Source organism: Paenibacillus eucommiae, assembly GCF_017874215.1.
Lineage (GTDB): Bacteria > Bacillota > Bacilli > Paenibacillales > NBRC-103111 > Paenibacillus_AI > Paenibacillus_AI eucommiae.
This window is the reverse complement of the sequence record NZ_JAGGLB010000019.1, coordinates 154805-179978: the sequence shown is the minus strand read 5'-3', so window position 1 is coordinate 179978 and position 25174 is coordinate 154805. Positions and strand designations below refer to the sequence as shown.

At 45.4% G+C, this 25174-nt stretch carries 18 protein-coding genes; 12 read left to right on the top strand and 6 right to left on the bottom strand.

The genetic code is table 11. From position 1 onward, the window contains the following. Nucleotides 1-33: 33 nt before the first annotated feature. Complete coding sequence (locus tag J2Z66_RS25035; protein WP_209975461.1) at nucleotides 34-1839, top strand: ABC transporter ATP-binding protein; 1806 nt, start codon at nucleotides 34-36, stop codon at nucleotides 1837-1839. 15 nt (nucleotides 1840-1854) lie between these two features. After that, entirely contained in the window at nucleotides 1855-3225 is a 1371-nt protein-coding gene (locus tag J2Z66_RS25030) for an ABC transporter substrate-binding protein (RefSeq protein ID WP_209975460.1), read from the top strand. A gap of 120 nt (nucleotides 3226-3345) precedes the next feature. On the opposite strand, the gene J2Z66_RS25025 is transcribed toward J2Z66_RS25030, so the two are convergent. The 4 genes from J2Z66_RS25025 to J2Z66_RS25010 all read right to left on the bottom strand — a co-directional run bounded on the left by J2Z66_RS25025 (nucleotide 3346) and on the right by J2Z66_RS25010 (nucleotide 9669). After that, nucleotides 3346-3573 (bottom strand): KTSC domain-containing protein, encoded by a 228-nt coding sequence (locus tag J2Z66_RS25025; protein WP_209975459.1) that lies wholly within the window; start codon nucleotides 3571-3573, stop codon nucleotides 3346-3348. 89 nt (nucleotides 3574-3662) lie between these two features. Beyond that, on the bottom strand, nucleotides 3663-6131 hold the full coding sequence (locus J2Z66_RS25020; protein WP_209975458.1) for a sugar phosphate nucleotidyltransferase: 2469 nt from the start codon (nucleotides 6129-6131) through the stop codon (nucleotides 3663-3665). A gap of 127 nt (nucleotides 6132-6258) precedes the next feature. Beyond that, nucleotides 6259-9153 (bottom strand): 1,4-alpha-glucan branching protein domain-containing protein, encoded by a 2895-nt coding sequence (locus J2Z66_RS25015; RefSeq protein WP_209975457.1) that lies wholly within the window; start codon nucleotides 9151-9153, stop codon nucleotides 6259-6261. A gap of 9 nt (nucleotides 9154-9162) precedes the next feature. Continuing rightward, on the bottom strand, nucleotides 9163-9669 hold the full coding sequence (locus tag J2Z66_RS25010) for a DUF4912 domain-containing protein (RefSeq protein WP_209975456.1): 507 nt from the start codon (nucleotides 9667-9669) through the stop codon (nucleotides 9163-9165). A gap of 205 nt (nucleotides 9670-9874) precedes the next feature. On the opposite strand from J2Z66_RS25010, the gene J2Z66_RS25005 reads away from it, so the two are divergent. The 8 genes from J2Z66_RS25005 (at nucleotide 9875) to J2Z66_RS24970 (ending at nucleotide 17638) form a co-directional block, all read left to right on the top strand. After that, the gene (locus tag J2Z66_RS25005; protein WP_209975455.1) at nucleotides 9875-10300 is read left to right on the top strand and encodes a hypothetical protein; all 426 of its coding nucleotides are present in this window, start codon (nucleotides 9875-9877) and stop codon (nucleotides 10298-10300) included. A 218-nt stretch (nucleotides 10301-10518) separates the two neighbouring features. Then, nucleotides 10519-11304, top strand: coding sequence for an RNA polymerase sigma factor SigI (sigI, locus tag J2Z66_RS25000; protein WP_209975454.1), 786 nt, complete (start codon nucleotides 10519-10521; stop codon nucleotides 11302-11304). A gap of 34 nt (nucleotides 11305-11338) precedes the next feature. Continuing rightward, nucleotides 11339-13165, top strand: a complete 1827-nt coding sequence (locus tag J2Z66_RS24995; RefSeq protein ID WP_209975453.1) for an anti-sigma-I factor RsgI family protein — start codon at nucleotides 11339-11341, stop codon at nucleotides 13163-13165. A 372-nt stretch (nucleotides 13166-13537) separates the two neighbouring features. Next, entirely contained in the window at nucleotides 13538-13705 is a 168-nt protein-coding gene (locus J2Z66_RS24990) for a hypothetical protein (protein ID WP_209975452.1), read from the top strand. Between the two features lie 320 nt (nucleotides 13706-14025). Further along, the gene (locus J2Z66_RS24985; RefSeq protein WP_209975451.1) at nucleotides 14026-15003 is read left to right on the top strand and encodes an Ldh family oxidoreductase; all 978 of its coding nucleotides are present in this window, start codon (nucleotides 14026-14028) and stop codon (nucleotides 15001-15003) included. 77 nt (nucleotides 15004-15080) lie between these two features. Continuing rightward, nucleotides 15081-15461, top strand: coding sequence for a VOC family protein (locus J2Z66_RS24980; protein WP_209975450.1), 381 nt, complete (start codon nucleotides 15081-15083; stop codon nucleotides 15459-15461). A gap of 19 nt (nucleotides 15462-15480) precedes the next feature. Next, entirely contained in the window at nucleotides 15481-16497 is a 1017-nt protein-coding gene (locus tag J2Z66_RS24975) for an aldo/keto reductase (RefSeq protein WP_209975449.1), read from the top strand. 145 nt (nucleotides 16498-16642) lie between these two features. Further along, on the top strand, nucleotides 16643-17638 hold the full coding sequence (locus J2Z66_RS24970) for a Gfo/Idh/MocA family protein (RefSeq protein WP_209975448.1): 996 nt from the start codon (nucleotides 16643-16645) through the stop codon (nucleotides 17636-17638). A gap of 111 nt (nucleotides 17639-17749) precedes the next feature. On the opposite strand, the gene J2Z66_RS43540 is transcribed toward J2Z66_RS24970, so the two are convergent. Together J2Z66_RS43540 and J2Z66_RS24960 are read right to left on the bottom strand one after the other, a co-directional pair. After that, complete coding sequence (locus tag J2Z66_RS43540) at nucleotides 17750-20152, bottom strand: exosporium glycoprotein BclB-related protein (protein WP_209975447.1); 2403 nt, start codon at nucleotides 20150-20152, stop codon at nucleotides 17750-17752. Nucleotides 20153-20233: 81 nt separating this feature from the next. Next, entirely contained in the window at nucleotides 20234-22060 is a 1827-nt protein-coding gene (locus tag J2Z66_RS24960; RefSeq protein WP_209975446.1) for a glycosyltransferase, read from the bottom strand. Nucleotides 22061-22309: 249 nt separating this feature from the next. On the opposite strand from J2Z66_RS24960, the gene J2Z66_RS24955 reads away from it, so the two are divergent. Next, a complete protein-coding gene (locus J2Z66_RS24955; protein WP_209975445.1) occupies nucleotides 22310-24436 on the top strand; it encodes a sensor histidine kinase in 2127 nt (708 codons plus the stop codon). Beyond that, on the top strand, nucleotides 24426-25166 hold the full coding sequence (locus J2Z66_RS24950) for a response regulator transcription factor (RefSeq protein WP_245375819.1): 741 nt from the start codon (nucleotides 24426-24428) through the stop codon (nucleotides 25164-25166). Before J2Z66_RS24955 ends, J2Z66_RS24950 begins: the two co-directional genes overlap by 11 nt. Nucleotides 25167-25174 lie beyond the last annotated feature (8 nt).

Below are 25174 nucleotides of genomic sequence, written 5' to 3'. Positions count from 1 at the left end.
AGTAGATAATTGTGTGTGAAAGGTTTAAATGCGATGAATAAAACAAAAAAAAATAATGCAAGAGAAACTTTTCATTCATCCAAACAAATACTTAAGACTCTGTTTCATTTGGCCCCTTATCTTCTTCTAACTCTGATCATACTCCAATTAATAGCAGCATTGATTCCAATGTTCCAACTATTTATAACGAAAGAACTAATTAATCGTGTAACCCTAGCTTTTAGTGAAGGATCTGACTCCATTGATAAGGTAATATTCATATTAATATGTCAATTGGGTCTCCATGTAACAAACATAGGGCAAGATTCAGCCAAAAGATACGTTGAATTACAGATCAATAATCGTATGTCTTTGCATTACAATGAACTAATATCTAGGAAAGCAACGGGAATACCTCTAAATATGCTGGAACAGCCGGAATACTATAATCAACTGCAAAGAATTTCTTCTGGTGGTGAAATAAGAGGTATAAAAATAATTACAGCCCTGCTGCAAGTTGCTCAAAACTTGATTACAATTATTGGATATATTGTAATTTTAGCTAGTTTTCATTGGATGTTATGTGTGGGAATGTTAATCTTGATTGCTCCCTCACTTTTTTATCATATTCGCGCAGGTAATTCAAGGTATTTCCAATTAATTAATCAAACACCGCTGGGAAGAAAATCGAGATATTTATCTACTTTGCTTAGAAGCAGAGAAGTAGCAAAAGAGATTCGGATTTTTGGTTTGACAAGCTATCTACTTAGTTTTTGGAAAGAAATATTCAAATTACATTCTCGGGAAAAGCTGGAACTTGAACGAACCTTATCACTTTCAAAGCTTTCTATTGAGTTGTTTATCGGTTTTGCAACTACCTGTATATCGGGTTTTTTAGTTTGGTTAGGTATACAAGGGAGGTTAACTTTAGGACATTTCGTAGCTCTGACGCAAACCATTGCTTCAACCCAGGCACTTATGCAAAATACTGCTTTCAATATCGCCTTAATCTATGAAAACTCATTGTATACACAAGATCTAATGAATTTTCTTGAGTTAAATGAAGATTCAGAATCTGCTTCCAGCTATTCCTTTCCTGTGCCATTTACTAAAGGAATTAAAGTAGAAGAGCTAACATTCAAATATCCAAATAAAGAACATTTGGCGTTGGATAATGTTTCCTTCTCCATTAAGACTGGTGAGAAAATTGCAATTGTTGGAGAGAATGGATCTGGTAAAAGTACGCTTGTAAAGTGTTTGTTAGGATTGTACAAATTAGAAAAAGGTTGCATTATGTATGACGAACGTAACCTTAGTTTGATGGATAAATATTCTTTCCGCCAACATGTAACTGCTGTTTTTCAAGATTTTGCGCAGTATCATTTAAGTTTGAGGGAGAATATAGGTTTTGGAAAAATTGAACATATTGAAGATGAGGCACTGTTACAAGCTGCTGCTACAAAAGCTGGTGTAGACGAGATTGTGACAAAACTCCCCAATGGCTATGATACACAACTAGGGCCGACTTTTTTGGATGGACACGAATTATCACATGGACAATGGCAGAAAGTAGCTATTTCCCGTGCTTTTTTTCGTAATTTCGAAGTTATTATTTTGGATGAGCCAACAGCAAGTTTAGATCCTGTTACTGAAGCCGCAATCTTTGAAAGACTTTCTGAACTCACCGAAGGAAAAACAGTAATTTATATTTCACACCGGCTTGGAGTTTGCAAGACTGCTGACCGAATAGTGGTTATGAAACAAGGAAGATTGATTGAGCAGGGAACACATACTGAGTTAATTCAAGAAAATGGCGAATATAAGAAAATGTTTCAAATGCAAGCACAATGGTACAGATAACAGGGGGATACAAGGATGAATAAATGGAGGTTGGCGGTTGCTGTCTTTGTTTTAATATTTTCTTTATTGATCACGGGATGCGAGGCAATTTGGTCCTCAAAAGAAGATGAAAGTGTTCCAAGGCCCATCGATAGAGAAACAGAGGCAACATTAAAAATTGCAGTTGAGGTGGCAACACAGAGCATGAAAGAATATGCCTCTTATTTGAGAACCCAATACCCTAATGTGAAAGTAGAATTCCTTTCCTATGCGCGTCTTAGAAACAGTACGCAAAGTTTTGATAGTGGTTTCGAACAATGGGTGGAGGAAAAAAAGCCGGATATTATTCAATTCCCAATGCTCAAAACTTTCGAGAAGTGGGTTCGAGACGGGAAGCTGCTGGAACTGGGTCCACTCATTAAAGCTGATGATTTTGACTTGGAGAATATGAATGACCACGTTATTGATTACATAAGAGACAAAGGCGAGGGCAAATTATTTGGCCTTGCGCCTACCTTTTCGAGTAATGTGTTGTTTTACAACAAACAAATCTTCGACCGTTATCATATCGAGTATCCACATAATCAAATGAGCTGGGAAGAAGTACTGGGCTTGGCCGGGCGCTTCCCTGCCGAAGGGGATGAAACGACGAAAACCTACGGTTATCATCATGGGTCGGAAGCATCCACCTTTAGTTTAATTAAAGATATAGGCAGGGACCAACGATTAAGTTACGTAGATACTGATTCCACGGAAATAACGATAGACACACCAGGGTGGCGGCGTATATTTGAAATGGTGCTGAATGGCTACAAACAAGGTTACGTTTACAATAACAAGAATCCATTCTTCAAAAGTGGTAACGCGAACTTTGATGATTATATTATGAGCAATATGTTTACAACAGGGCGGGCAGCGATGACGCTGCAAAATTTTATGTATTTAAATTTGCTTGAGCAGAAAAAAATTCCTCAATCATCTGAATGGGATATCGTTACTGTTCCAGTGGATCCAACACTTCCAACGGAATCAAACTACTATCGGGTGAGCGACCTTCTTGGGATTAGCGCTGATTCTCCCACACTGCGGGCGGCATGGGAGTTTGTGAAGTATGCTAATAGCGATGAGGTTTCAAAAATGAAATCCAAATCATTGCTGGATTCGCAGATCCTTACTCGAACATCCCATTTGAAAGAAGTGAATGGGCGCAGTTTGGAACCTTTCTACATGCTTGAACCCTCAACGTTTCAGGAATTTACTTTTACAAGCAGCTTTGATTCACAATTTGATGAAATGGCATCAGAGGAAATAAACAAAATATTGGACGGACAACAAACATTAGATGAAGCATTAAAGATTATTCAGCGTAAAGGTAAGGAGCTTCTAGCGGCGGAAAGTGTAAAATAGGTTTCTTGTAATTTAATCTTTCAATCTCACGCCACCTTCCACCAAAAACGTATACTTTTCAGCAAATTGACAAAAAAAAATCTCCACAAGAAAGTGGAGATCCAAAACAGAAGCTGCATATTATGTACCGATCGTTGATGCAGGCCGTGATGTGGAAAGGCGCAGGCAGGTAAGCTTCATAAGTGAATCGTAGCTATTGGTTGATTTCGCCAATGATTGGTAGTCGTCAGCTTGGACGTTGGTGAAAGCTTCTGTTTTTCCGGTGTGATAATAGACGGTCATGTTGGCTGTGACATCGTCGTATTGGACGAAGGTGATTTGCTTGGAAGCGATGTGGATGATATGCACTAAGGGCTCTCTCTCCTTCGATGCAGATTCGGAAAATCCGTATACTCTCCTGATGGATGGCAGCGGATACCCTGATGATATAGGTATGCTTATTGCAAAGCATTTAGAATCTGTTCCCGGTATTGCCCGATCAGTGCTTGTGCTTCTTCACCGCTTGCAGCCTGGGCGATAATGTTAAATTCAGGATGGTCATCATCCGGCAGCAGCAAAACCCACCCTTTATCCTCATAAATTTTAATACCATCCAGGAGCTCTATTTGACTCTTTCCAGTTTGTTCGACCAGGCTGCGCATCACCTTGCCTTTGAAGTCCCATGGGCAATCGACGCGTTCACTATGCACATGGAAATCAGGTAAAAGAGCTAGCAGCTCTGAAAGCTCCAGCCTGGTTCGCTGCAGATGCCGGATCACCAAACTTGCGGCAAACAGAGTATCCATAAGTGGATGCAGCAGATTGGTATGAGAAGCTTCATAGATCGAGCGGTTCAGCTCTTTGGTACGAATCACTTGGCAGCCAAGCCCTTCAGCTAAACTTTCCAGCACGTGGGGCATGCTGCCCGGAGCTCCGATAACCGATCCTGGGCAGCTATGAAAATAGCATACATATACCAAAAGCTTCAAGCGATCCCCTTCCACGACATCGCCTTGTTCGGTTAGGAGCTGGAGGTTCCTTCCGTTCCCCTCCAGCTTAATACCCATCTTAGCTCGAGATTTTGCTACGAAAAGAGTTAGAGGCTCCTGCAGGCTGGCGGGAGATACCTCTATGTACTCACAATTCATTGCTTTCCACAATGGAGCGGCGTGTTTGCCCAACCAGGGGCTAACCTCTACAATGATCCGAAAGGAACTCATATTGGGTGCAAGCCTTTCACCAAGCTTCCTGTCAAGCTCTGTTTCTGGTGCTGCTTCGTCTTTCCCTTGAATAACCTCGTCATCGAGTTCCTCTATCAATGAATCCATATAAGAACTCATCATATGCGGCTCTATGGAAGCATGTCCTAGCTGTCTCATGGACGCCCGGGAATAGTCCTCCTGCCAGTAGCTGTTTTCTACCTTGCGCTCTTTGCTTTTGGCAATGGGCATTCCGGTATCGTCGTAGCATTCTAGCAGACAGGCTTCCAGCTCATTTCCGGACCAGCTTATATGAATGCCGCCTTCAGTCTGTAAGTGACGGACAGCAAATTGTGCTGCAGGTGCTGATAAATCCCCCAAATCAATAACATGTGTGCCTACGGATTGCAGGCTGGCAATGACCGTTTGCTTGAGCAGGCGGGTAAAGGCGTAAGGAGATGAACTGACCGTAATGGATCTCGAAGGGGCAAGCGCCGCGCCATAAGCGGTGCCGAAGCGGGCTGCAAATTCGGGGGTCATCTCCACATTCGGTATTCCGCAGACTCCGCTGGTTTTGAACAGCGATTTGGAGGCGTGATCGCCCCAGATCAGTGAGCTACTAAGCCTGGAGTTTTCGCGAATTTGCTTGTCTGGCCATATTTTTACGTGAGGCAGAATCATACTGCCCGTTCCTATGGTTACACGGTTTCCTATCACGGAGCCTTCCCCGAGGAAGGCTGTTCCTTTGCATATCGTTCTGCTCGTCACCGTTGAGCCGGAAAGTTCACTCCGGCCGGCAAAATGATTATGATCCCAGAGCACGCTCCGGGAAAGCACGCTGCCCTTAGCGAGCAGATTATGTTTGCCGATTACGCAGTATTCGCCGATTTCCACATCCTCTTCAAGCTGGGTGCCGCTTCCAATGAAGGCTGGCCCGGTCCAGCGGATAGAGGGGCTCAAGCTTACGTTGTCCCCGATAAAGATGCCTGGGCGAACTTCTTTTCCTTCTATTTTCACGTTTACGGTGCCGTCGAGCATATCGAATTGCGTTTGCCGGTACTGCTGCAAATTGCCAATATCCGACCAATAACCTGAGCTGATACAGCCATAAAGAGGACTCTTGTCCCGCAGAAGAGCGGGGAAGAGCTGCTGGCTGAAGTCATATTCACTACCCTCTGGAATATGCCCGAAAATATCCGGCTCAAGAATATAGATGCCCGTATTGACCGTATCGCTAAAAACTTCTCCCCAGCTTGGTTTCTCAAGAAAGCGCATGACTCTACCTGCTTCGTCGGTCATAACGACGCCATATTCCAGGGGTTCGCTTACATGCGTGAGAAGAAGCGTAGCGAGGGATTGTTTGTTTTGATGAAAGGCATAGGCCTGCTGCAGGTCGAAATCGGTTAGAGAGTCCCCGCTAATAACCAGGAAGGTATCATCCAAGAAATGCTGCGCATGCTTAACACTCCCTGCAGTCCCCAGAGGCGTATGTTCTTCGAAATAATGAAGATTAACACCAAACTCATGACCATCGCCAAAATAGTCTCGAATCACCTCAGGCAAGTATTGCATAGTGACAGCAATGTCGCTGATGCCATGCTTCCGCAGCAGCTCAATGGTATAGGCCATACAGGGCTTGCTTAAGAGCGGAACCATCGGTTTGGGGAGATGACAGGTTAATGGACGCAACCTTGTTCCTTTGCCTCCAGCCATAATAACAGCTTTCATTTGTGCATCCTCCTTCAGCTCCTCCTCCAGACTGCTCCAGATTCTTTTATACTGCCTCCGTACTGCCACCATAATGCTTCTACAATTCCTGCTAGCAGCTGCTGCAAAAAGCCGATCTATAAAAGGGCTATGCTTCAATCATTTCTTTTGAGGTATAGGTAAGCTTGTCATATTGTTTTCTGATTTCTTTAGCGATCCAGTTCCATTGATAATTTCTCACCAGCTTCAGGTATGCGGCAGTGGCCAGTTGGTCTCCAAGTGAGGGCTGCAGCAGCAGGTCAGTAATATGCCAGGCTAAGGATTCCACATTTCCAGGCAGTGCTTTGTAACCATCAATGCCATGCTCAATAATTTCGGCCAGCCCGCCTGTGTCTGCAATGACGACAGGTTTAAGGGAGGCCATGGCTTCCAGAACGACGATGCCGAACGGTTCATACAAGCTTGGAATGACGCAGACATCGGAGGCTTGATACAGGGCAGCACGGTATTCATCTCCCACAAAGCCGGCAAAATAAACGCGATCCCCTAAGTGGGAGGCTTGATCCCGCAGCTGTTGCTCCATAGGGCCGGAGCCGGCAATGACGAGCTTGGCTTGCGGAATCTGGGAGAGAATGGCTGGCATTGCTGCGATAAGCACTTGAATTCCTTTTTCATAAACAAGTCTTCCAATACAAAAAATCATCCGATCCTCAGCCTGCAGGAAATCAGGACGAGCGGGGGAAGGTTTGGTCTCGGCAAGTCCTACACCATTTGGGAACACTTGCACCTTCTGAGCGGGAAGGCTAAAAAGATCATGCACCTGATTTCTCATATATTCACTGCATACGAAAACCTGATCCGCTTCATAGGTCAGCTGCCATTCCATTTGATGGATTTTATGCTGCAGCTGAGTGTGGATTTGGCCTTGATTCCGGCCCCATTCCGTAGCATGGAGGGTTGCAATTAAAGGAATGTGATAGCTTTGCTTGATCTCTCTGGAAGCCTGCATAACCATCCAATCATGAGCATGAAGGAGATCGATTCTGCCCCCGCTTTCCTTCCAACGGACCAAATAGTCGACCATGGCCAGATTCATTTCAAAGGACCAGTGGTAAAAAGAGGTATCTCCAGACGTTTGTATGGGCAGTCTGTGCACAAAGACACCGTTTTTTTGCTCGAAATATGGAGCGCCGAAATGGGAGGTAGTGATCACATGAACAATCTGGCCTTCCGCGGCGAGTGCTTCTGATAATTCGTGAACAGAGCGGGATAACCCGCCGACGTGCTTAGGAGGGTATTCCCAAGTCAGCATAAAGACGTTAGGGCTGTCCTTCGTCTCCTCAAGCAGCTTCTGCCAATGCTCAAGCTCAGGCACTATGTGGTTGGGGGAATGGCGCACGATAGCTGCGTAGTCGCGATAATCGATTGCCGGAAAGCAATCGTCCTGTTGCTCCAGGTCGGCAAGCTGCTGTTCGTCGATAAGTGTGCGGTCTATCTGGTCGCATAGCAGATGGAAGCATCCGAGATGCTCCTTGCAGCGGTTAACGGCATGCTCGGCTGCCGCTGGATTATCAACAATAAAAGCCCAGTCTCCGCTTTGTGCCAGCAGCAGCTCACGGCCAGCTTGATTGAGAGCCCGTATTAGCTGTGAGGTATTCATGACTTGCTTGATAGACAAATGCTCATACCGGGTCGAGAGCTGAATCATCCGTTCCTCAGCCTGATGCAAATGACGGTATAGCTCATCATGATTACCCTGCAGCGGTGCTTTGGAAGCTTCATTCCGGCACCAGCTGGACTCGGTGACGATACCGACATCAGCGACAGGATATTCGCGCAAATATTCGCTTGGCGTAATCATCTTTAGCGTATGCTGTTCTGTGAAGATTTGGCGGCACAGCGTCTCGAGCCAAATAGGACCTTCATACCACCAATGCCCGAGTAGCTCTGCATCAAAAGGAATATTGATGATCGGCTTGCGGTCCAGGTTCCGCCGCCAGTACTCGATCTGACTTTGCCGATTATGGAGAAAGTGTCCGGCGTGCCCGGCCGCTTTCTGCAGAGCCGATTCAGGCTCATAGGGTTCGTTATGGCTGCCTTTGCCAGTAATCCGGTAATATTTGATGCCTGTATTGACTCTATTTTGGTCGGGCAGTACATAAGGGCGGATATAGGACCATTCCTCTGCATTATCGCTTCCCAGGTCCCAGCCGATGTCTTTATAATATTCCCGGTAATGATAGTCTCCCGGATAGCCGTGCACAGTGCTCCAGACCTGGCTGGAGGATTCGGGATCAGCTGGAAACACACTTACGCCGTAGGGGGTCATCAGCGGGGCATACTGCTCGCGATTAGGCCGGGGCGATGCATAAGCAACAGCAGTGGAATCAGAGAAGCAATATTCGATCCCATAAGGCTTCATAATGCGGTCGATTCCAGGGGTGTAGCCACATTCAGGCAGCCATATCCCCTTAGGTGAACATTGGAAATGACGTTCATAATCACGGACAGCTGTTGCAATTTGAGCCTGGATAGCTTCCTCGGTTTTCATATATGGCAAGTAGCCGTAAGAGGCTGCGGATGTAATGATTTCAATAACACCTTTCTCTTGATAGTGCTTGAATTGGCCAACTAAATTACCTTCACATTTCTCAAATAAAGTCTGCAGCTCTATAAAGCGATTCTGATACCTGACAGCAAGCGGCAGCAGCTGCGGATCTTTCCTAAGTCTCTGTTGTTCTTTTCCGGCCAGTTCTATTAGTCGGCTTAGGTGCTTGTGATAACGTTCCCGCATCAGCGTATCGCTAAATAACGACAGTAAGGTGGGGCTAAGAGACAAGGTAAGGCGAAAGTCGATCTTATCCAGTGTCAGCCGCTCGAATACTTCGAGAAGAGGGAGGTAAGTTTCTGTCATTGCCGCATAGAACCAATGCTCCTCCAACTGATCATGACGATGCTGATGACGTATATAAGGCAAATGGGCATGCAGCACCAAGGCCAGATAACCTTTGAGCTCAGGCTTCGATTTAATTCGATTGATCATCGTATTGGATTACCTCGCATTCGGAGAGTAGGGCTGCACATTTTCGAAGAAATGGGGTTCTATTCGGCCATCGGCTTTGCCATTCTTTACCTCTGAAACAACCTCAACCAGAGGTGCTCCCCAAGGTGCAACTGTTTGTCTGGGAGTAATTACGGCGTTGGATCTCAGGAGCGGAAGGAACTCGCCTTCTATTGTATACGTCCCCCAATCAGCGAGATACGTGCGACCAGGCTGAAGGTGATGAATATACCAATTGTCCGCTTCGGGTGTTGTCGGTATGTCGAAGTAGGAGTTCGCATTGCTGCCATTAAAATAAATGCAAGTGACATCATAGATCCGCAGGGCTTTTGGCATGCTGCTGTAATCACATTCAAAATGCCGGGAAAGCAGCCATCTTTTTCGATCGCTAAGCTCCCAGTAGGCATATAACATACAAGCATCTCTAACCATCATATAGAGCATATCCTTGTGGTATCGGGCAGGTGCCTCAAAAGCTGTGTTAACAAGCGGCTTCATTCGGGACTCCTTTCATAGGCTTGACTGTTTCAGGGTGCGCAAAGGAATGTGCATTTATGCATGATTTAGTAAAAACTTCTTGTCTTTGAAAAAAGGAATTTTCGGATTCAATGCCGAATATATTGGTGTAACCGGAACTCCTTCGTGAGGAGAGTAGGTCTGGAGTCCAAGACTAAGCAGATATTTCAGTTAGGAGGGAGTTCCCATGAGTTTTTGCTGTGGAGCGAGCATGATTGGAACCAAAGGCACCCTAAAACATATTAGAACACAAATTCATAACGTGCCGATCTTGTTTTGCCCGGTATGTCACCGTATAGAGGTGCATTTTCTCGTGGAGAGCGAATACGAGATTCTAGCGGAATATGCACACGGAGATGGAGCCAGTGAAGTTGATTTTGTAGAATACGTGGAGGGCAAGGATCACTTGCTGTTCGAAAACTGTGTGAATCATGAAGGCGAGGAGCCTCTGGAAATAGTACGCAGCCAGATTGATATGGCTCTGGATCTTCTTTCCGTAGCTAAAACCATTGCAGATGAGGAATGGGAGCAGCAATTAAAGAAGCGTCTGCAAATACTAGGCTCCAGGCAGCACAAGCTAATGACCAAAAAAGCCGCAAATGGCTCCAAATAGAAATCCATTTTAATTATTTTATAAAACCGTACAATATGCAGGCTTACTGCGTGTTTGTACGGTTTTTTTTGTATTCCAAAATAGGGATCATTCAGGCTTGACTCGCAGTGTAAAAGCATAAAAGTTAAAAAATACGAGGGTCCGTGTTATAATAAGGCAAGAACTTACCCCCCTAAGGATAAAAGTCCTAACGAATTTGTATATTGTGAGGTGGAGTGGTGTTACTCATAGTTTTTAAAAAATTTCTGGGAAAACGTCAAGCGACTCCTGGATCATCGAGCTCCCCCTCCCAACCGGAAGAGCTGGTGCTGCTCATACAGCAAGGCGATTTAAGGCTTCGCAATCAATTCATAGCTGATTATCAACCGTATGTGGCTAAAGTCACAAGCCGGTTTTGTAAAAGATATATTGATCCAACCAGAGATGATGAATTCAGTATAGCGCTTGCTGCTTTTAACGAGGCTATACATCAGTTTTCTGCTCCTATGGGCCGGTCCTTCCTCGGTTTTGCAGAAACCGTTATGAGGCGCAGACTGATCGATCACTTGCGCAAGGAGCAGCGTTTTCGAGGACAAATACCGTACAGCTCGTTTGAACAGGAGGATGAAGATAATAACGTCATCAATCCAATTGAAGTTCATCAAGCCATTGAGCATTATGAGAAGCAGAAGGGTATCGAAGAGCGGCAAAATGAAATCATAGATTTTAGCCGCAGCCTGGCAGAATTCGATATTGCCTTCTCTGAGCTGGCTGCCGCCTCCCCGAAGCATGATGATTCCAGGCAGATGCTGTTTACAATCGGTAGATCACTGGCCCGGGATTCGGACTTGATGCAAGTTCTGCTAACCAAGAAGCAGCTGCCCATCAAAGAATTGTTGGAACGGGTCAAAGTGTCCAGGAAAACGCTGGAGCGCAATCGTAAATTTCTTATTGCTATAGCTATTATTCATAATGGATCCTATCCCTACTTACGTGACTATTTGCAAGTTCGGGAAGAAGATTGAGATAGAACAAATACAAGGAAAGGGAGCTATGGGTATGAACAAGGGGATCGTAATGGAAATGAATGATGCCAACATCATTGTGATGACCTCCACGGGAAGGTTCGAAAGCCTGCCTAGAGCTAATCGAAGCTGTGTAATAGGCGAAGAAATTAGCTATGCTGCAGGTAAAGCACGATCCAAGCTGGTTTTACGTAGGGGTATAGTCTCTGGACTCATCGCTGCCGTGGTGCTTTGCCTTGTAATTTTCTCAGGACTAACGGACATGTTCGCAAATGGAAAAGTAGTAGCGTATATATCCATTGATATTAATCCAAGTGTAGAAATTGGGATAGATAATCAAGAGTTTGTTCGAGATTTACAGGGTCTAAATGCGGATGGGAATGATTTAATAGCAGCTATGAGCTATGACGGCAAGACGTTGGAGGAAATAACAGCGGCTATTCTCGATAAAGCTGAAGAGGGGGCTCTCTCCAAAGGTCGGGGAGACATAGTCATCAGCAGCACACTCATTAAGAGCAGGTCCAAGATTAATGATGAATCGCTCGCCGACAAACTTAAGCTGCAAGTTACCAAGCACATCCAAGATGTACATCCAGCGCAGGTTGATAATTATGAAGTTGCCTCCTTTGCTGCACCACCTGAAGTTCGGGAAGAAGCAATAGTCAGTGGAGTATCCACAGGCAAGTATGCCGTATATTTGAATGCCCTCGATAATGGGACTGAAGTATCACTCAGCGACATTCAAAATTTATCGATCCATCAAATAGCAGAGGACAAAGGCGGGATTTCCAAGCTGGTCGACCCAGCCAAGCCGATCACCAAATCTACGCTCCAGTCAATGCTTAAAGAAGAAAAGTCGAGTAAACTATCTGCTGAGAAAGCAGCGCAGCCTGACAATGAAAAGTCCATCAAGAAGGCGGAAGAACCGAAAAACAAAGATAGCAAGAGCAAAGACGATAAGAGCAAAGATAACAAGAATAAAGATGATAAGAATAAGGATAACAAGAACAAAGATGACAAGAATAAAGATGATAAGAGCAAAGATAACAAGAACAAAGATGACAAGAATAAAGATAACAAGAATAAAGATGACAAGAACCAGAACGATAAGAATAAAGATAAAAATAGCAAAGATAACAAAGTGGATTTAGGAAGTTTTTTCAATGGCAACGGGAACTTAAAGCTTAATTTATATGACAAGAACCAAACCGATAAGAATAAAGATAACAAGAACAACAAGAACAATGATAACAAAAACAAAGATGACAAGAACAAGAATAACAAGAACAATGATAACGAGGATAAGAAAAATAATAACAAGGATAATAAAAACGGCAGCAAGACGACAACCTCGAAAGATAATAACGGCAAGAAGGATGACAATAGCAATAAGAAACAGGGAAATACACCTGTAATAATAACAGCTTCCAATAAGCCGTCTTCCACACCTGATACTGGCAGCAAGGGAAATTCCAACAACAAGCAGAAGCAGAACGAGAAAAATACGGATAAAGACAAGAAGAAAGCACAAGAAAAGAAGGAGCAGGAAAAGAAGGCCCAAGAAAAGAAAGAACAGGAAAAGAAAGCACAAGAGAAGAAAGAGCAAGAAAAGAAGGCACAAGAGAAGAAAGAGCAGGCTAAGAAAGAACAAGAAAAGAAAGCGCAAGAGAATAAAAAGCAAGAGAAGAAAGAACAGGAAAAGAAAGAGTCAGAGAAGGATAAGAAAAAAGAGCAGCAAAAGAAAGATCAAGAGAAAGAAAAGCAGCATAAAAATAATGAGCATGAAAAACAATCAAAAACAGGGCTGCCCAAGCTAAAAGATGCTTCCAAAAATCCGATGTTCGATTGGTATAAAATATAAATTTAATCCAGTTTCATTAAATCAAATTGAATAGCGTTGTACATAGGAGCTGTAATGACAGGACATTGTCCTTACGGCTCTTTGTTATGGTGAAGCCTGGTGTGAAAAATTTTCGATTGCAAAGTGCAGCTTTATAGTGAAAAAAGTAGACGGTGTGACCCTTCATCCTCCGAGGGAATCAGAAAGGAAGCTCAGAACATCCCATCGCCACTATCCCTTTCCATCAGGAAAGCAATTTCTGCTGGCAGTCTGTTTGAGCGTCGCAGGATCAGCACTTTGTAGCTAAGAGGGAAGGATGTGGGAGGAAGAATGAGAGTAGCGGCCTAGTAACAGTTCGTCCTTCGCCGAAATGAGCGTGTGCGCCACTTAACGATGTTTTTCATCGTTAAAGTAGGGATGCTGAGTGGAACTGATGCTTTAACGATGAAAAACATCGTTAAAACAGTAGGTTTCCTCAGTTACGAGAAAAAAACCTTGCTGGCTGCCGTTAAACTTGGTGTTAGTGCGATTGTAGCTGGAGTGAAGGCGAAAGGGCGATAGCATATGCATTTAAAGATTTGTTCCGCCCCCAAAATCCAATCCAATCCATTCCATTCCAAATCCACTACACTCCACTCAAGGAAACAAATTTTTAACAGAGGCTGGAGCCCGCATCCCTTTCCTCTACTACGCACCCACGTCACGAGCACGTACTTCAAAGGACGCCACAAGGCGTTTTTGCTATTTCATTTTTGGCCTTTTTAACTATAAAATATGGATGTTCCACTGCTCTTGAACTCTGCTGCTTGTTCCAATACAATGGGTTCATAAAGCTATATTTCTTTTCATACATAGATGTTAACAATTGGAGGTTCTGGCACATGAATATTGAACATAAAGAAGCTATAAAAGTAGAACCGGGAAAAATGAGAGTTTTTGTTTCCCAGCTCGCGCAAAAAGTCGGTATGCCAGAAGAAAAAGCGGATTTCCTGGCTGGCCTTTTAGTCAAAAACGATCTTCGCGGTGTATTTAGTCATGGTTCGAGACAGATTGCTACCTATGTTCGTGATATGCACGCTGGTCTTATTCATGCAGATCCGCAGATTACTAGTAAGAACGAGGCCTCTTCGACGCTTGTTATAGATGGTGATGGAGGGCTTGGTTATTTTGCTGCCTATAGAGCGGCAGAGGAACTCATAGAGATGTGCCGGCTAAATGGAATAGCAGCAGCTGTCACCCGCAATCACGGGCATATCGGTGCAGCGGGCATCTATTCACGCTTGCTGGCGGAGCATGATCTCGTTGGTTATGTGACATCTGGCCACAAGCTAAACCTGGTACCTGATTATTCCATCATGGCCGCGGCGGGCGGGTCGCCTATGTCCTTCGCGGTTCCTTCCGGTGATGAACCTCCTATGGTGCTGGACTTTGGAGCTATGCATGATCTCTACGCGGACTCTCCACATGTTGCAGAGCTGTTCGGATTAGCTCCTGGTCTTGTTTTTCGCAGCATGGGATTAGGTTTTATGTGCCAAGCTTTAGGGGGCTTCCTCGCAGGGGTTCCGCTGCATGGGGATGGGGAACTTCAATATAAAGGAGCCAGCCAGGGATCCTTAATTATTGCGCTGGATATTAAGCGCTTTATTCCGCTTGAATATTTTAAAGGTGAAATGGATGCTTACATGAGGACAACCAGTGAAATGCAGCCTATGCCTGGGTACGACAAAGCGACTTTGCCAGGAGTTCTTGAATTACAGCGTGAGCTGGATTGGAGCCTCTCAGGCATTCCTGTTAGTCCGGATCACCAAGCTGTTTTATCTGCTGCTGCTTCAGAATTTAGAGTGAAATTGCCGTTCTAGCTGACAAAGTGTGGATGGAAGTTTATTATTATAGTAATTATGAAATTATGAAATCAGGCTATTGGGGGAATTGCGTTATGATAGAGTATCAACATCTGCATCATGTCAGTTTGTCTGTCCGGGATTTGGAGAAATCGAAGAAATTCTACACAGAAGTTCTTAAATTTCAGGAGATTGAACGGCCGCCTTTTGATTCGAAAGGTGTATGGTTTGCGGTCGGCTCGCAGCAGCTTCATTTACTGGAATACCCGAATGGGGAAACTTTAAGGGAAAGCAGCTCGCTGGACGACGGACATTTTGCCATTTGGGTCAAAAGCTATCGCGATACGATCGCCTGGCTAGAAGAAGCGGGTGTGCCCTATGAAGCGAAGCCGGACAGTATAGCGGGGTTTTCGCAAATATTTATTTTGGATGTAGACCGAAATATCGTTGAATTTGATTCCGAATATGGTTCTTGATAGAGAGAGGAAGACAGCTATGAGGTACAGCACTTTTGGTAAATCAGATTTTCAGGTGTCATCTCTTGGGTTTGGAGCTATGAATTTGCCTGGGGTGGCGTTTGAACAGGCGCGTGAAGCTCTTCATTATGCGCTTGATCACGGAATCAATTACATCGATACTGCAGCGGCCTACCGCAACAGCGAAGAGATTATTGGGGCCGCCATTTCCCACCGCCGGAAGGAGTTTTTCCTGGCTACGAAGACGAACAAACGCGATTATGCCTCTGCCAAGGAAGAAATCAACAACAGTCTGCAACGAATGAAAACGGACCATGTGGACTTATTGCAAATTCATTATCTGAATTATGTGCAGGAATTTAAGCAGGTCATGGGGGAGAATGGCGCCTATCAGGCGGCTCTTGAAGCGCAGAGGGAAGGCAAGGTCAGGCATATTGGTCTCACTGGACATCGTCCTGAGCTGCTGGCGAGGTGGATAAGTAAGGGGCAATTCGATCAGGTGCTGTTTCATCTTAATTTGGCCCAGCCCTTTGCCCTGCAGGAATTGATTCCTGCGGCCACAGAGCAGAATATGATGAAAGTGGCCATGAAACCTCTGTCAGGGGGTTTTATTCAGCCGGTAGAAACAGCGATTCGTTATCCTTACAGTCAAGATGTCCATGTAATTATATCCGGTATGGTTAGCGTTAACGAGGTTCAGGAAAATATCGCTGCGATGGAGCGCGAAGTCGGGCAGGGCGAACGTGAAGAGCTGCAGCAGCTTGCCGTTGAGCTTGGCGGGCATAACTGCAGACGATGCAACTATTGCTCTTGTCCGATAGGCGTTACGATTCCAGATGTGATGATTTCCAGTAAAATTCGTGATAAATTTGGACTTTTGCAAAAGGGAAAAGATTTTTACCATAAGCAAAAAGAAGCGATCCTATCGTGTGCAGATTATGAGCCCTGCAGAGAAAAGCCCCTATGCGAGCAGAAATGCCCTTATCATTTGCCGATGCGGCAAGTGATCCAATCCTCAGCTGCTTACTTGGCTTAGACAATAACGGTGTGGTATAGCTAAAATGAAGAAATGATTTTTGAAATTTTTGAACAGAGTAAAGGTAGCCAACTAAATAAGTGAAATTTATAAGTTAGATGTTAGAAATTAGAAGTTAGAAGTTAGTGTGAGGAGAACGAAAGCCATGGCTGTGAAAAAAAGAATTGGCCTAATCGGTCTTGGAGATATTGCTCAGAAGGTTTATTTGCCGCTGCTTGCAGGGGATACACGAATTGAACTGGCTGGTATTATGAGCAGGAAAGCCTCCACCGTAGAACGCATTCAAGAACAGTATAGGCTTCCCTTCGGTACCACTAAGCTGGATGAATTGCTTGGCCAAACGCTGGATGCGGTGTTTATTCACAGCCCAACTGAGACACATTATCCCCTTGTGATGGCATGTCTCAGGCGGGGTCTTCCTGTTTATGTGGACAAGCCGCTCTCTTATGTCTGGAAGGAGTCGCTGGAAATGGCTGCTTTTGCTGAGCAGAAAGGCGTTCTTCTTGGAGTAGGCTTTAACCGCCGTTTTGCTCCGCTATATGCAGCAGCCAAAGATTGGTTAAGGGAAGCTGGAGGCTTCCAGTATTGCTCGGCTGTTAAACACCGGACCCGCCAGCAGACATACAGTGCTGCACAAACCATATACGATGATTTGATTCATATGTTGGATCTGCTTCTGTGGCTGGGGGAGGACAATGGGTTTGAAAAGGGGCAGGGGAGCTACCGGGTAAACTCGCATACACAGCAAACGGATGAGCAAGGAAGACTTATCCATGCCTCCGGCAGTTTATCTTTGGGCTTATCAACGGCCTCAGGGGCTTTGCCTGAAGGTGGTACAAGTGCTGTAAATGGAGTATACAGCATGGTCAGACTTTCCGGTACAGATACCGAGAAACTGGAGCTTCATGGTAACGGACGTTCTGTTGAGGTCACCAATTTGGAGACCGCCACTTTTTTTGAAAAGGGCCAGCTGCCGGCAGCGCGCACTTTCGGCAGCTGGGAGACAGTTTTGACCCGAAGGGGATTTACGGGTGTAGTTCAGCATTTCCTGGACAGCCTGGAAGCGCCGGAGCATTGTCTAATTCGCGCGGATCTTGTTTTGGATACGCACAAGCTTGTAGAGGAGCTGCTGAAGAGGTGAGGTGTTGGCCTGTCTGCTTAAGCATCGTATATGGTGTGTAGTATGAATAGAAAAAACTCCCGGGCACATTTTTTGCCCGGGAGTTTTTTAATGAGTTCATATAAAAATAAATTATTGAATCGTGACACCAGCGCTGGCATAGCCAACAACTACATTCGCTAATCCGATACCATCAGCCGTTGAGGAATACACCATCAATAATCGGGATCCCGCTGTTACAGGTATACTTAGACCTGAAGATTTACCAGAAACAGTAGTACCTATTGCTACAAGTCCTGATAAAGCATAAGGACTAGTTAGATTTACTGAAGCCCCTGCTACAGGAGTAAAGATATTGCTCCCCTCTGGAGCTGAATATAACTGTGCCGTGACGGTTACTGTAGATCCTATGAGAGTCATCGCAAGAGTTGTGCTGAAAAATCCAGACATGGAAGTGATCGTACCATCTCTTGGGACAGAAAAGCCAAAATTAAGCAGTGTTCCTCCGGCTCCAGTAAGGTCTAACATTCCGCCAAACGGTGTGACTCCAGAGACGGAGTTTCCAAAGCCTAACAAACCTCCGGTACCAGACAGTCCGCCAACAAGGGTAGTCATTGTGATAGGAAGCCCTGATGCGAAAGGAATGATCGAACCGTTGCCAGCCTCTCCCTGAGCACCAGTATTACCAGTAGCACCAGTATTACCGGTAGCTCCGGTAGCTCCGGTAGCTCCGGTAGCTCCGGTAGCTCCAGTAGCTCCAGTAGCTCCAGTATCCCCGGTAGGACCAGTAGCACCAGTAGATCCAGTAGCTCCAGTTGGCCCTGTAGGTCCTGTAGGTCCGATCTCGCCAGTAGCGCCGGTAGAACCAGTAGTTCCGATCTCGCCAGTAGCCCCGGTAGAACCAGTAGCCCCTGTAACTCCTGTAACTCCTGTTGCCCCAGTAGCACCAGTAGCACCAGTATCTCCAGTGGCACCAGTAACTCCTGTTGCCCCAGTAGCACCAGTATCTCCAGTGGCACCAGTAACTCCTGTTGCCCCAGTAGCACCAGTATCCCCAGTGGCACCAGTAACTCCTGTTGCTCCAGTAGCACCAGTAGCACCAGTAGGTCCGATCTCGCCGGTAGCGCCGGTAGAACCAGTAGCGCCTGTAGCACCGGTTGCACCAGTAGGTCCGATCTCGCCAGTAGCGCCAGTAGCGCCTGTTGCACCAGTAGGCCCGATCTCGCCAGTAGCGCCTGTGACTCCCGTGGCTCCAGTTGGACCGATCTCACCAGTAGAACCCGTAGCGCCAGTCGGACCAGTTACACCTACAGCTCCAGTAGGGCCAGTAACTCCTGTAGTTCCAGTGGGTCCGATCTCGCCGGTAGGACCAGTTACCCCAGTTGCTCCAGTAGGGCCTTGTTCGCCGGAAGGACCGGTAATCCCAGTTGCTCCGGTCGGGCCAGTTACACCGGTATCCCCAGTTGGACCAGCAGGACCAGCAGGACCAGCAGGACCAGCAGGACCAACTGGTCCAATGCTTCCAGATGGTCCTGGAGAGCCTACACTTCCCTTTTCTCCCGAATCTCCCTTATCGCCTTTTTCACCCTTGGCTCCAGCAGGTCCAGCAGGTCCAGGTATCATAATTTCTATCTTAAGAGCATTAGATACCTCAACAAAATAAGCGAAATTATCATTGTGGACGACGATAACGGGCAATCCAGGAGCTAGCGTCGTTTCTAATCCATTTTCTCCGAAAATAATGGAATTTCCGTCAATATCAAATTGTTCACTCGATCCATCTTTAGCAAGAACAACAAGAGTATTATCTGTCATTTGTACTACTTTTCCACGAGTAACTTTGTCCGGTTTCTCAATTGCATAAATTTCTGCATTGCTGAGTATGCTCGCCATTTGAGCACGTGTGATAGTTTCCTTGGGTTTAAAGGTGTTATTGGGGAAGCCGCTAACTACCTTAAGTTCAACAACTGCATTTACATAGCCAATTGCCCAGCTTGAAATATCAGTTGCATCGACAAATGATGAAGGAAGGCTGGCAATCGAATCAGCTTCGGCTTCTTTGTCTATAGCTCGGATAATCAATCTGGTTATCCATTCGCGGCTTGCCGCTTGTTTTCCCCAATCGGAGGCAATACTGCCAGACTCTTCTGAAGGAATTACAATTCCCTTTTCTATTGCTAGCTGCACCCAATTTTTAGCCCAATCACTTACTTGGAGTGAGGCAGGAACGGGAGAGGCGGAGTCTGCCGGAGCATTTTCGTATCCCATAAAACGCATAGCCAAAATTACGGCTTCCTGATGACTAACAGGACTTTCGGGATTAAAATTACCTGCTCCGTCCCCTTCAGTCAGACCAAGGGCAGCAATTTTTTCAATATACTTGTAAGACCATGATTTGGAAGAAACATCTTTAAATGTTTTTTTTAGAGATTCTGCTGCAAAGGCTTGATGAGGGGCGGGAAGAGCCCCAAGGCACTGACTTAATACTAGAAACGCCATAGAAGTTTTTACAAATGTTTGTTTTCTATCTTTCATTAACATATACGCTCCTTTTAGGTCATTATGAATGGGTCTGTATAAGCAAAAGTTGAATCCTATTGAGACTGCAGCAAAGTTTCATTTCGCTGGTATATACAGATTTTGAAAATATGTTCGATTGGCCTGCACTTTGCTGTCGTTAGGAATGTAATCTGCCGCCCTCTCATTATGAAAATGAGCTAGATCAAGCTGTCCCAATCGATCATAACAAACACAAAGCTGTAAATGTGGAAGCCAGGTCCAGGCGGCATGCTGCAGGAGGGCGCCATGCTGCGACGGTTTCAGCAGCTCAGAAGCCATTTTGTACCAATACACGGCACCTTGATAATCTTCTTCCATCATGTGAAGGTAGCCGAGTCTGCAGCAGCCTTCTGCGCGTGGAGCGGTGTAAACAAAGGAACGCAGCACAAGCGATTTCGCTTCACTTATCACACCAAGCTCTCTAAAGCAATCGGAGGCACGCCCGCAGGCGTTGATTTTATCTTCAATCCAGCCTTCAGGGTTCATTAAGAACATTTCATAATTCTGAATCGCACGATGCCACTCCTTATGATCAGCAAGCTCGTTTGAGTAGTAATATAGATCTCGTGGAGAAAACATTTCACCGGATGCTAGACGGTTTTCGTAAATATGCAGATTGCGTGAGCTATTCGTATGTTTTCTGTCGTGAGTGATGCAAATATCTGCGTACTGAATGTTTCCATACACCTCCAGATATTCGTGCACGACTCCAATCCATTGGAAATTGTTCTCACGTTTCACAAGTCTGTTCCTTCTTAGACTGGTGACTACATTGCCATTATCGTCGAAAGCAAGATTATAGTTCATCGATACGGCATCTGTATTCCATGCAAGTCTAGATAGAAGCATTTGGAATTTGTCAGCATCCTCAGGAAGTACAACATCATCTGCATCCAGCCATAAAATATAATCCTTTGATGCCAGGCTAAAAGCATAATTTCTGGCTTTGGCAAAATCATTTACCCATTGGAAATCATGGATCTTGTCCGTGTACTGCCTGGCGATTTCTTTTGTCTTGTCTTCAGAGCCAGTATCAACAATAATGATTTCATCTACAAATTGGGAGATGCTCGACAGGCATCGCTCAAGCGTTTCTTCCTCATTTTTAACAATCATACATAACGAAACGCTGGTTTTATATATCCATCCCTGTAGAGTTTCCGTAAGATCAAAACCCCACTTCTCCCGAGCCTTCTCCCTATTAATGTTCATTATTCTGGAATACCACTTGGGATCTCCAGGGAACAGACTCGGAGGTTGAATATAGCGTACGAAGCAGTCTTGGGCGATGTATAAACCGTAACCGGCTTGCAGAGCCCTGTAACAGAGATCATCGTCCTCGAAGGTTTCCATACCGAAGCGCTCGTCAAATCCGCCCAAATTATTGAAATGGGATTTGCTTACAGCCAGCAGATGGCTTAGCAATCTGGTTACTTTTTTGGATCGTCCCGCTTTGGTTACAACAAACGCTGCTGCCAGCTTATCGAGCTGCTGCATATTGTCACAAGGAACGGGCAGCAGCTGTACGCCGCTGACTTCATTGCTTAAAGGGCCTACCATAGCAGCATCACTATTACGCTCCAGGCAATCTGTCAGCTTCACAAGCCAATGCTCGGATACGATCATATGATCGCGAATGAAAATAAGCAGATCACCAGAAGAGCGCTTTGCGCCAAGGTTATAGCCTGCTGCAACTCCAACAGGTTCGGTCGTTGTAACTTTTTTAACAGTTTTGTTTATCTCCAGCCATCTGTTGATTTCCAAATGATTGCCGTCATTGACTACAATTAATTCATAGGGTGTTGATGTGTAGAGTTCAATGCTAGCCAGGCATTGCTTGAATAAGCTTTCATGCTGGGCAAGTATAATAATGCTGGTCTTCATGCTTTCCCCCCTCCAGTTAACAATCATTTGCCATACACTTTCATGCCATATTGAAATTTGAACGCTGGCATCGTAATATGGCAGTATAACGTTTAAAAAAAACGTCATTTCATTCGTTTTTTCTACATTTTTTGTCAAATAAGAGTGACAGTGCATTAAATAGTATAGTTCAATTGGGTAATTTAGCCTATTTAATTAAACTATACTTTGGTTAATTTTTCTTAACCTTTTCATGTGAGGAGAGGGATCGTGCAGGTTAAAATAACGGGTTGGGTCCTTCTGCTATCGATACTTATCACTATGGTCCCCAGCCCAGTCCAAGCAGAAGTGAAGAAATTTGAAGCGGTAATGGGGGAGATGGATCTTAGGGGAGCTCCATTCGAGGAGCATATATTCAGGCTGGAAGGAGAATGGGAATTTTATCATAATGAGCTTCTTACTACAGAAACCTGGAGGGGTGAGGCTGGTGAAGCCGGAACAGTTCAAAAAACATTCATACAAGCTCCCTCGATTTGGTCGAAAGCAGCTTATACGGGACAGGACAAGTTAAGCAATCTTGGTTATGGGACTTACCGGCTGAAGGTTAAAATTGATGAGCGGTATGCGAATCAGGTTCTTTCCATGTACATTCCTCCGATCGCCTCAGCCTACCGTCTCTGGGTAAATGGGGAGGAGCTTGCCGCGAATGGAATTGTCGGTTCGGACCGGGCCAGCATGAGCCCTAAATCTTATTCGAAGGTAGTACCCTTTAAACCTGGTGTGGATGAAATTGAAATGGTAGTTCAGGTGTCGAATTTCGTTCAGCGCAAAGGAGGGATGTGGGCCCCGCTTATTTTAGGTAAAGATGTGCTTGTGCAGAGGCATCAGGAAATCAAGGTAGTCAGAGATATTTTTCTGGCCAGCATTATCCTTGTGCTGGGTTTCTATCACTTTTCCTTATACCTTGGGGCACTGTGTCTGCTGCTTTGCATCCGGGTACTTTTGGTCGGGGAAATGCTGCTGATTCGAATCTTTCCCTCTATTAATTGGGAATTAAGTGTTAAAATGGAATATTTATCTATTTATATTGGTATTATGGCTCTGTTTAAATTTATTTCTTTTCTATATCCGCACGAGTCGAACCGGCATGTAGTAAGGGCATGCTTATTTATCAGCTTGTTTTTTTGTGCCACCACCTTGTTCCCGGCGATTGTTTCTACTTATTTTATGCTGCCTTTTTTCGTTGCTTTGGTTTTGATGATCGCCTATATGGGGTATATTTCCTTATCGGCCTTGTATCATAAGCGGGAGGGAGCGCTCCTTAACTGTATCTCTTTGTCGATTATGCTGCTCCTTAGCTTCAATGATTATCTTTTTTACAGCTTTTCGGCTAACACTACGGAATTGGCGCCTTTTGGGATTTTGCTGTTTATCTTTATTCAGACGTTGATTCTGGGCAAGCGCAGCTCCAACGCCTTTTCTCGCGCTGAACAGCTCACTCTGGATTTGCACAAGGCAAACCAGTCCCTGGAACAAAAAGTAGTCGAGCGTACGCTTGAGCTTCAAGTGAGCAATGAGCAGCTGCTTCATATTGAGCAAACGAGGAAAACGTTCTTTTCCAACATCGCCCATGAGCTGGGTACGCCGATTCAGTCGGTTCAAGGGTATATTCAGCTTTTGCAGGCGAATACAAATCCGGGAGCCAAGCAGGAGTATCTGGCTTTAGCCTATGAGAAGACGAGCATGCTCAGCCGGCTGATTAAGGATTTACTTGACCTTGCCAAGATGGAAGAGGGCCAGCTGAAGTTCTTGCTGGAGAAGGTGGATGCCGATGCACTATTAACCCACTTGTATGACCGGAGCCGCTGGGATATTGAACGCGAGCAGATGCAGCCCCGCTTCTCTCCACTCACGGGTGTACCTGACGGCTACAGCGCATTTGTGAATATTGACATTATACGGATTGAGCAAGTGGTGTCCAATCTGGTGAATAACTCGATCCGCTTTACTTCATCCGGGGGCATTATTCATTTGCAGGGACAATTTGTGAACCGTCTGACACAAGGCGATGCTGCAGGAAAAGCGGGAATGGAAAGGGATTACAGTCCTGCTGTGGAAGGAACGGACGGCTGGGTGCAAATCGTGGTTACCGATACGGGACTGGGTATTGACAAGCAGCTGCTGCCGCATGTATTCGAGCGATTCAGGAAAGGCGAGCCTGCGGATAACCGGGCTAAAGGCTCGGGGCTCGGACTTGTCATTTGTAAGCATATTATGCTGAGGCATCAGGGGGAAATCTGGGTCGAGAGCACACCAGGTCTGGGCACCCGGGTAACGATGGCTTTGCCTGCGACATTACAGCACAAGGAGTTGGAAATTGAAATCGATGAAATCTAAAATTTGGATTGTGGAAGACGAACTCGAAATCCGGCATATTTTGCTGGCCTCACTTAGCGGTCAAGGTTTTATTCCGTCGGCCTTTGATTCGGGACCCGCAATACTGGAGGCCTTCGAATCGGATCAGCCTAATCTGGTATTGCTGGACGTCCAGCTTCCGGATATGGATGGATTTGAGATATGCCGCCGCATCCGCAGCTTTTCCAATGTGCCGATTCTGTTTGTCAGCTGTCTGGATGATGGCACGGATATTGTACAGGGTCTTGATCTCGGAGGAGACGACTACATCACCAAGCCCTTCGATCTCAATCAATTAATCGCCAGGATCAAGTCGAATCTGCGCCGCGCGCCCTTATATATTAGAGATGACAGATCCCATTCTTCCGAATATGAGGCAGCGGCAGCCTCTTCACCGGGCTTACCGCGGAAAATCCGTATCGGCCGCCTGGAGCTGGACTACAACCTGCAGAAAGCTTCTATAGATCATGTCAATCTGCCCTTGTCCCAAAAAGAATTTCAAATATTATCCCTGCTGGCTTTTCATTCGGATCAAACGTTTAGTGCGAACGAGATTTACTCCATGATTTGGGGAACAGACAGCCTTGGGGAAACAAGGACGCTCAAAGTTCATATCAGCCATCTGAGAAAAAAGCTGGAGGATTCAGGCCAGAAGGCAGGTACCATTTTAAATATAAGAGGACTCGGCTATCAGTACCGGGCTTCTTTATAAAAGGTAAG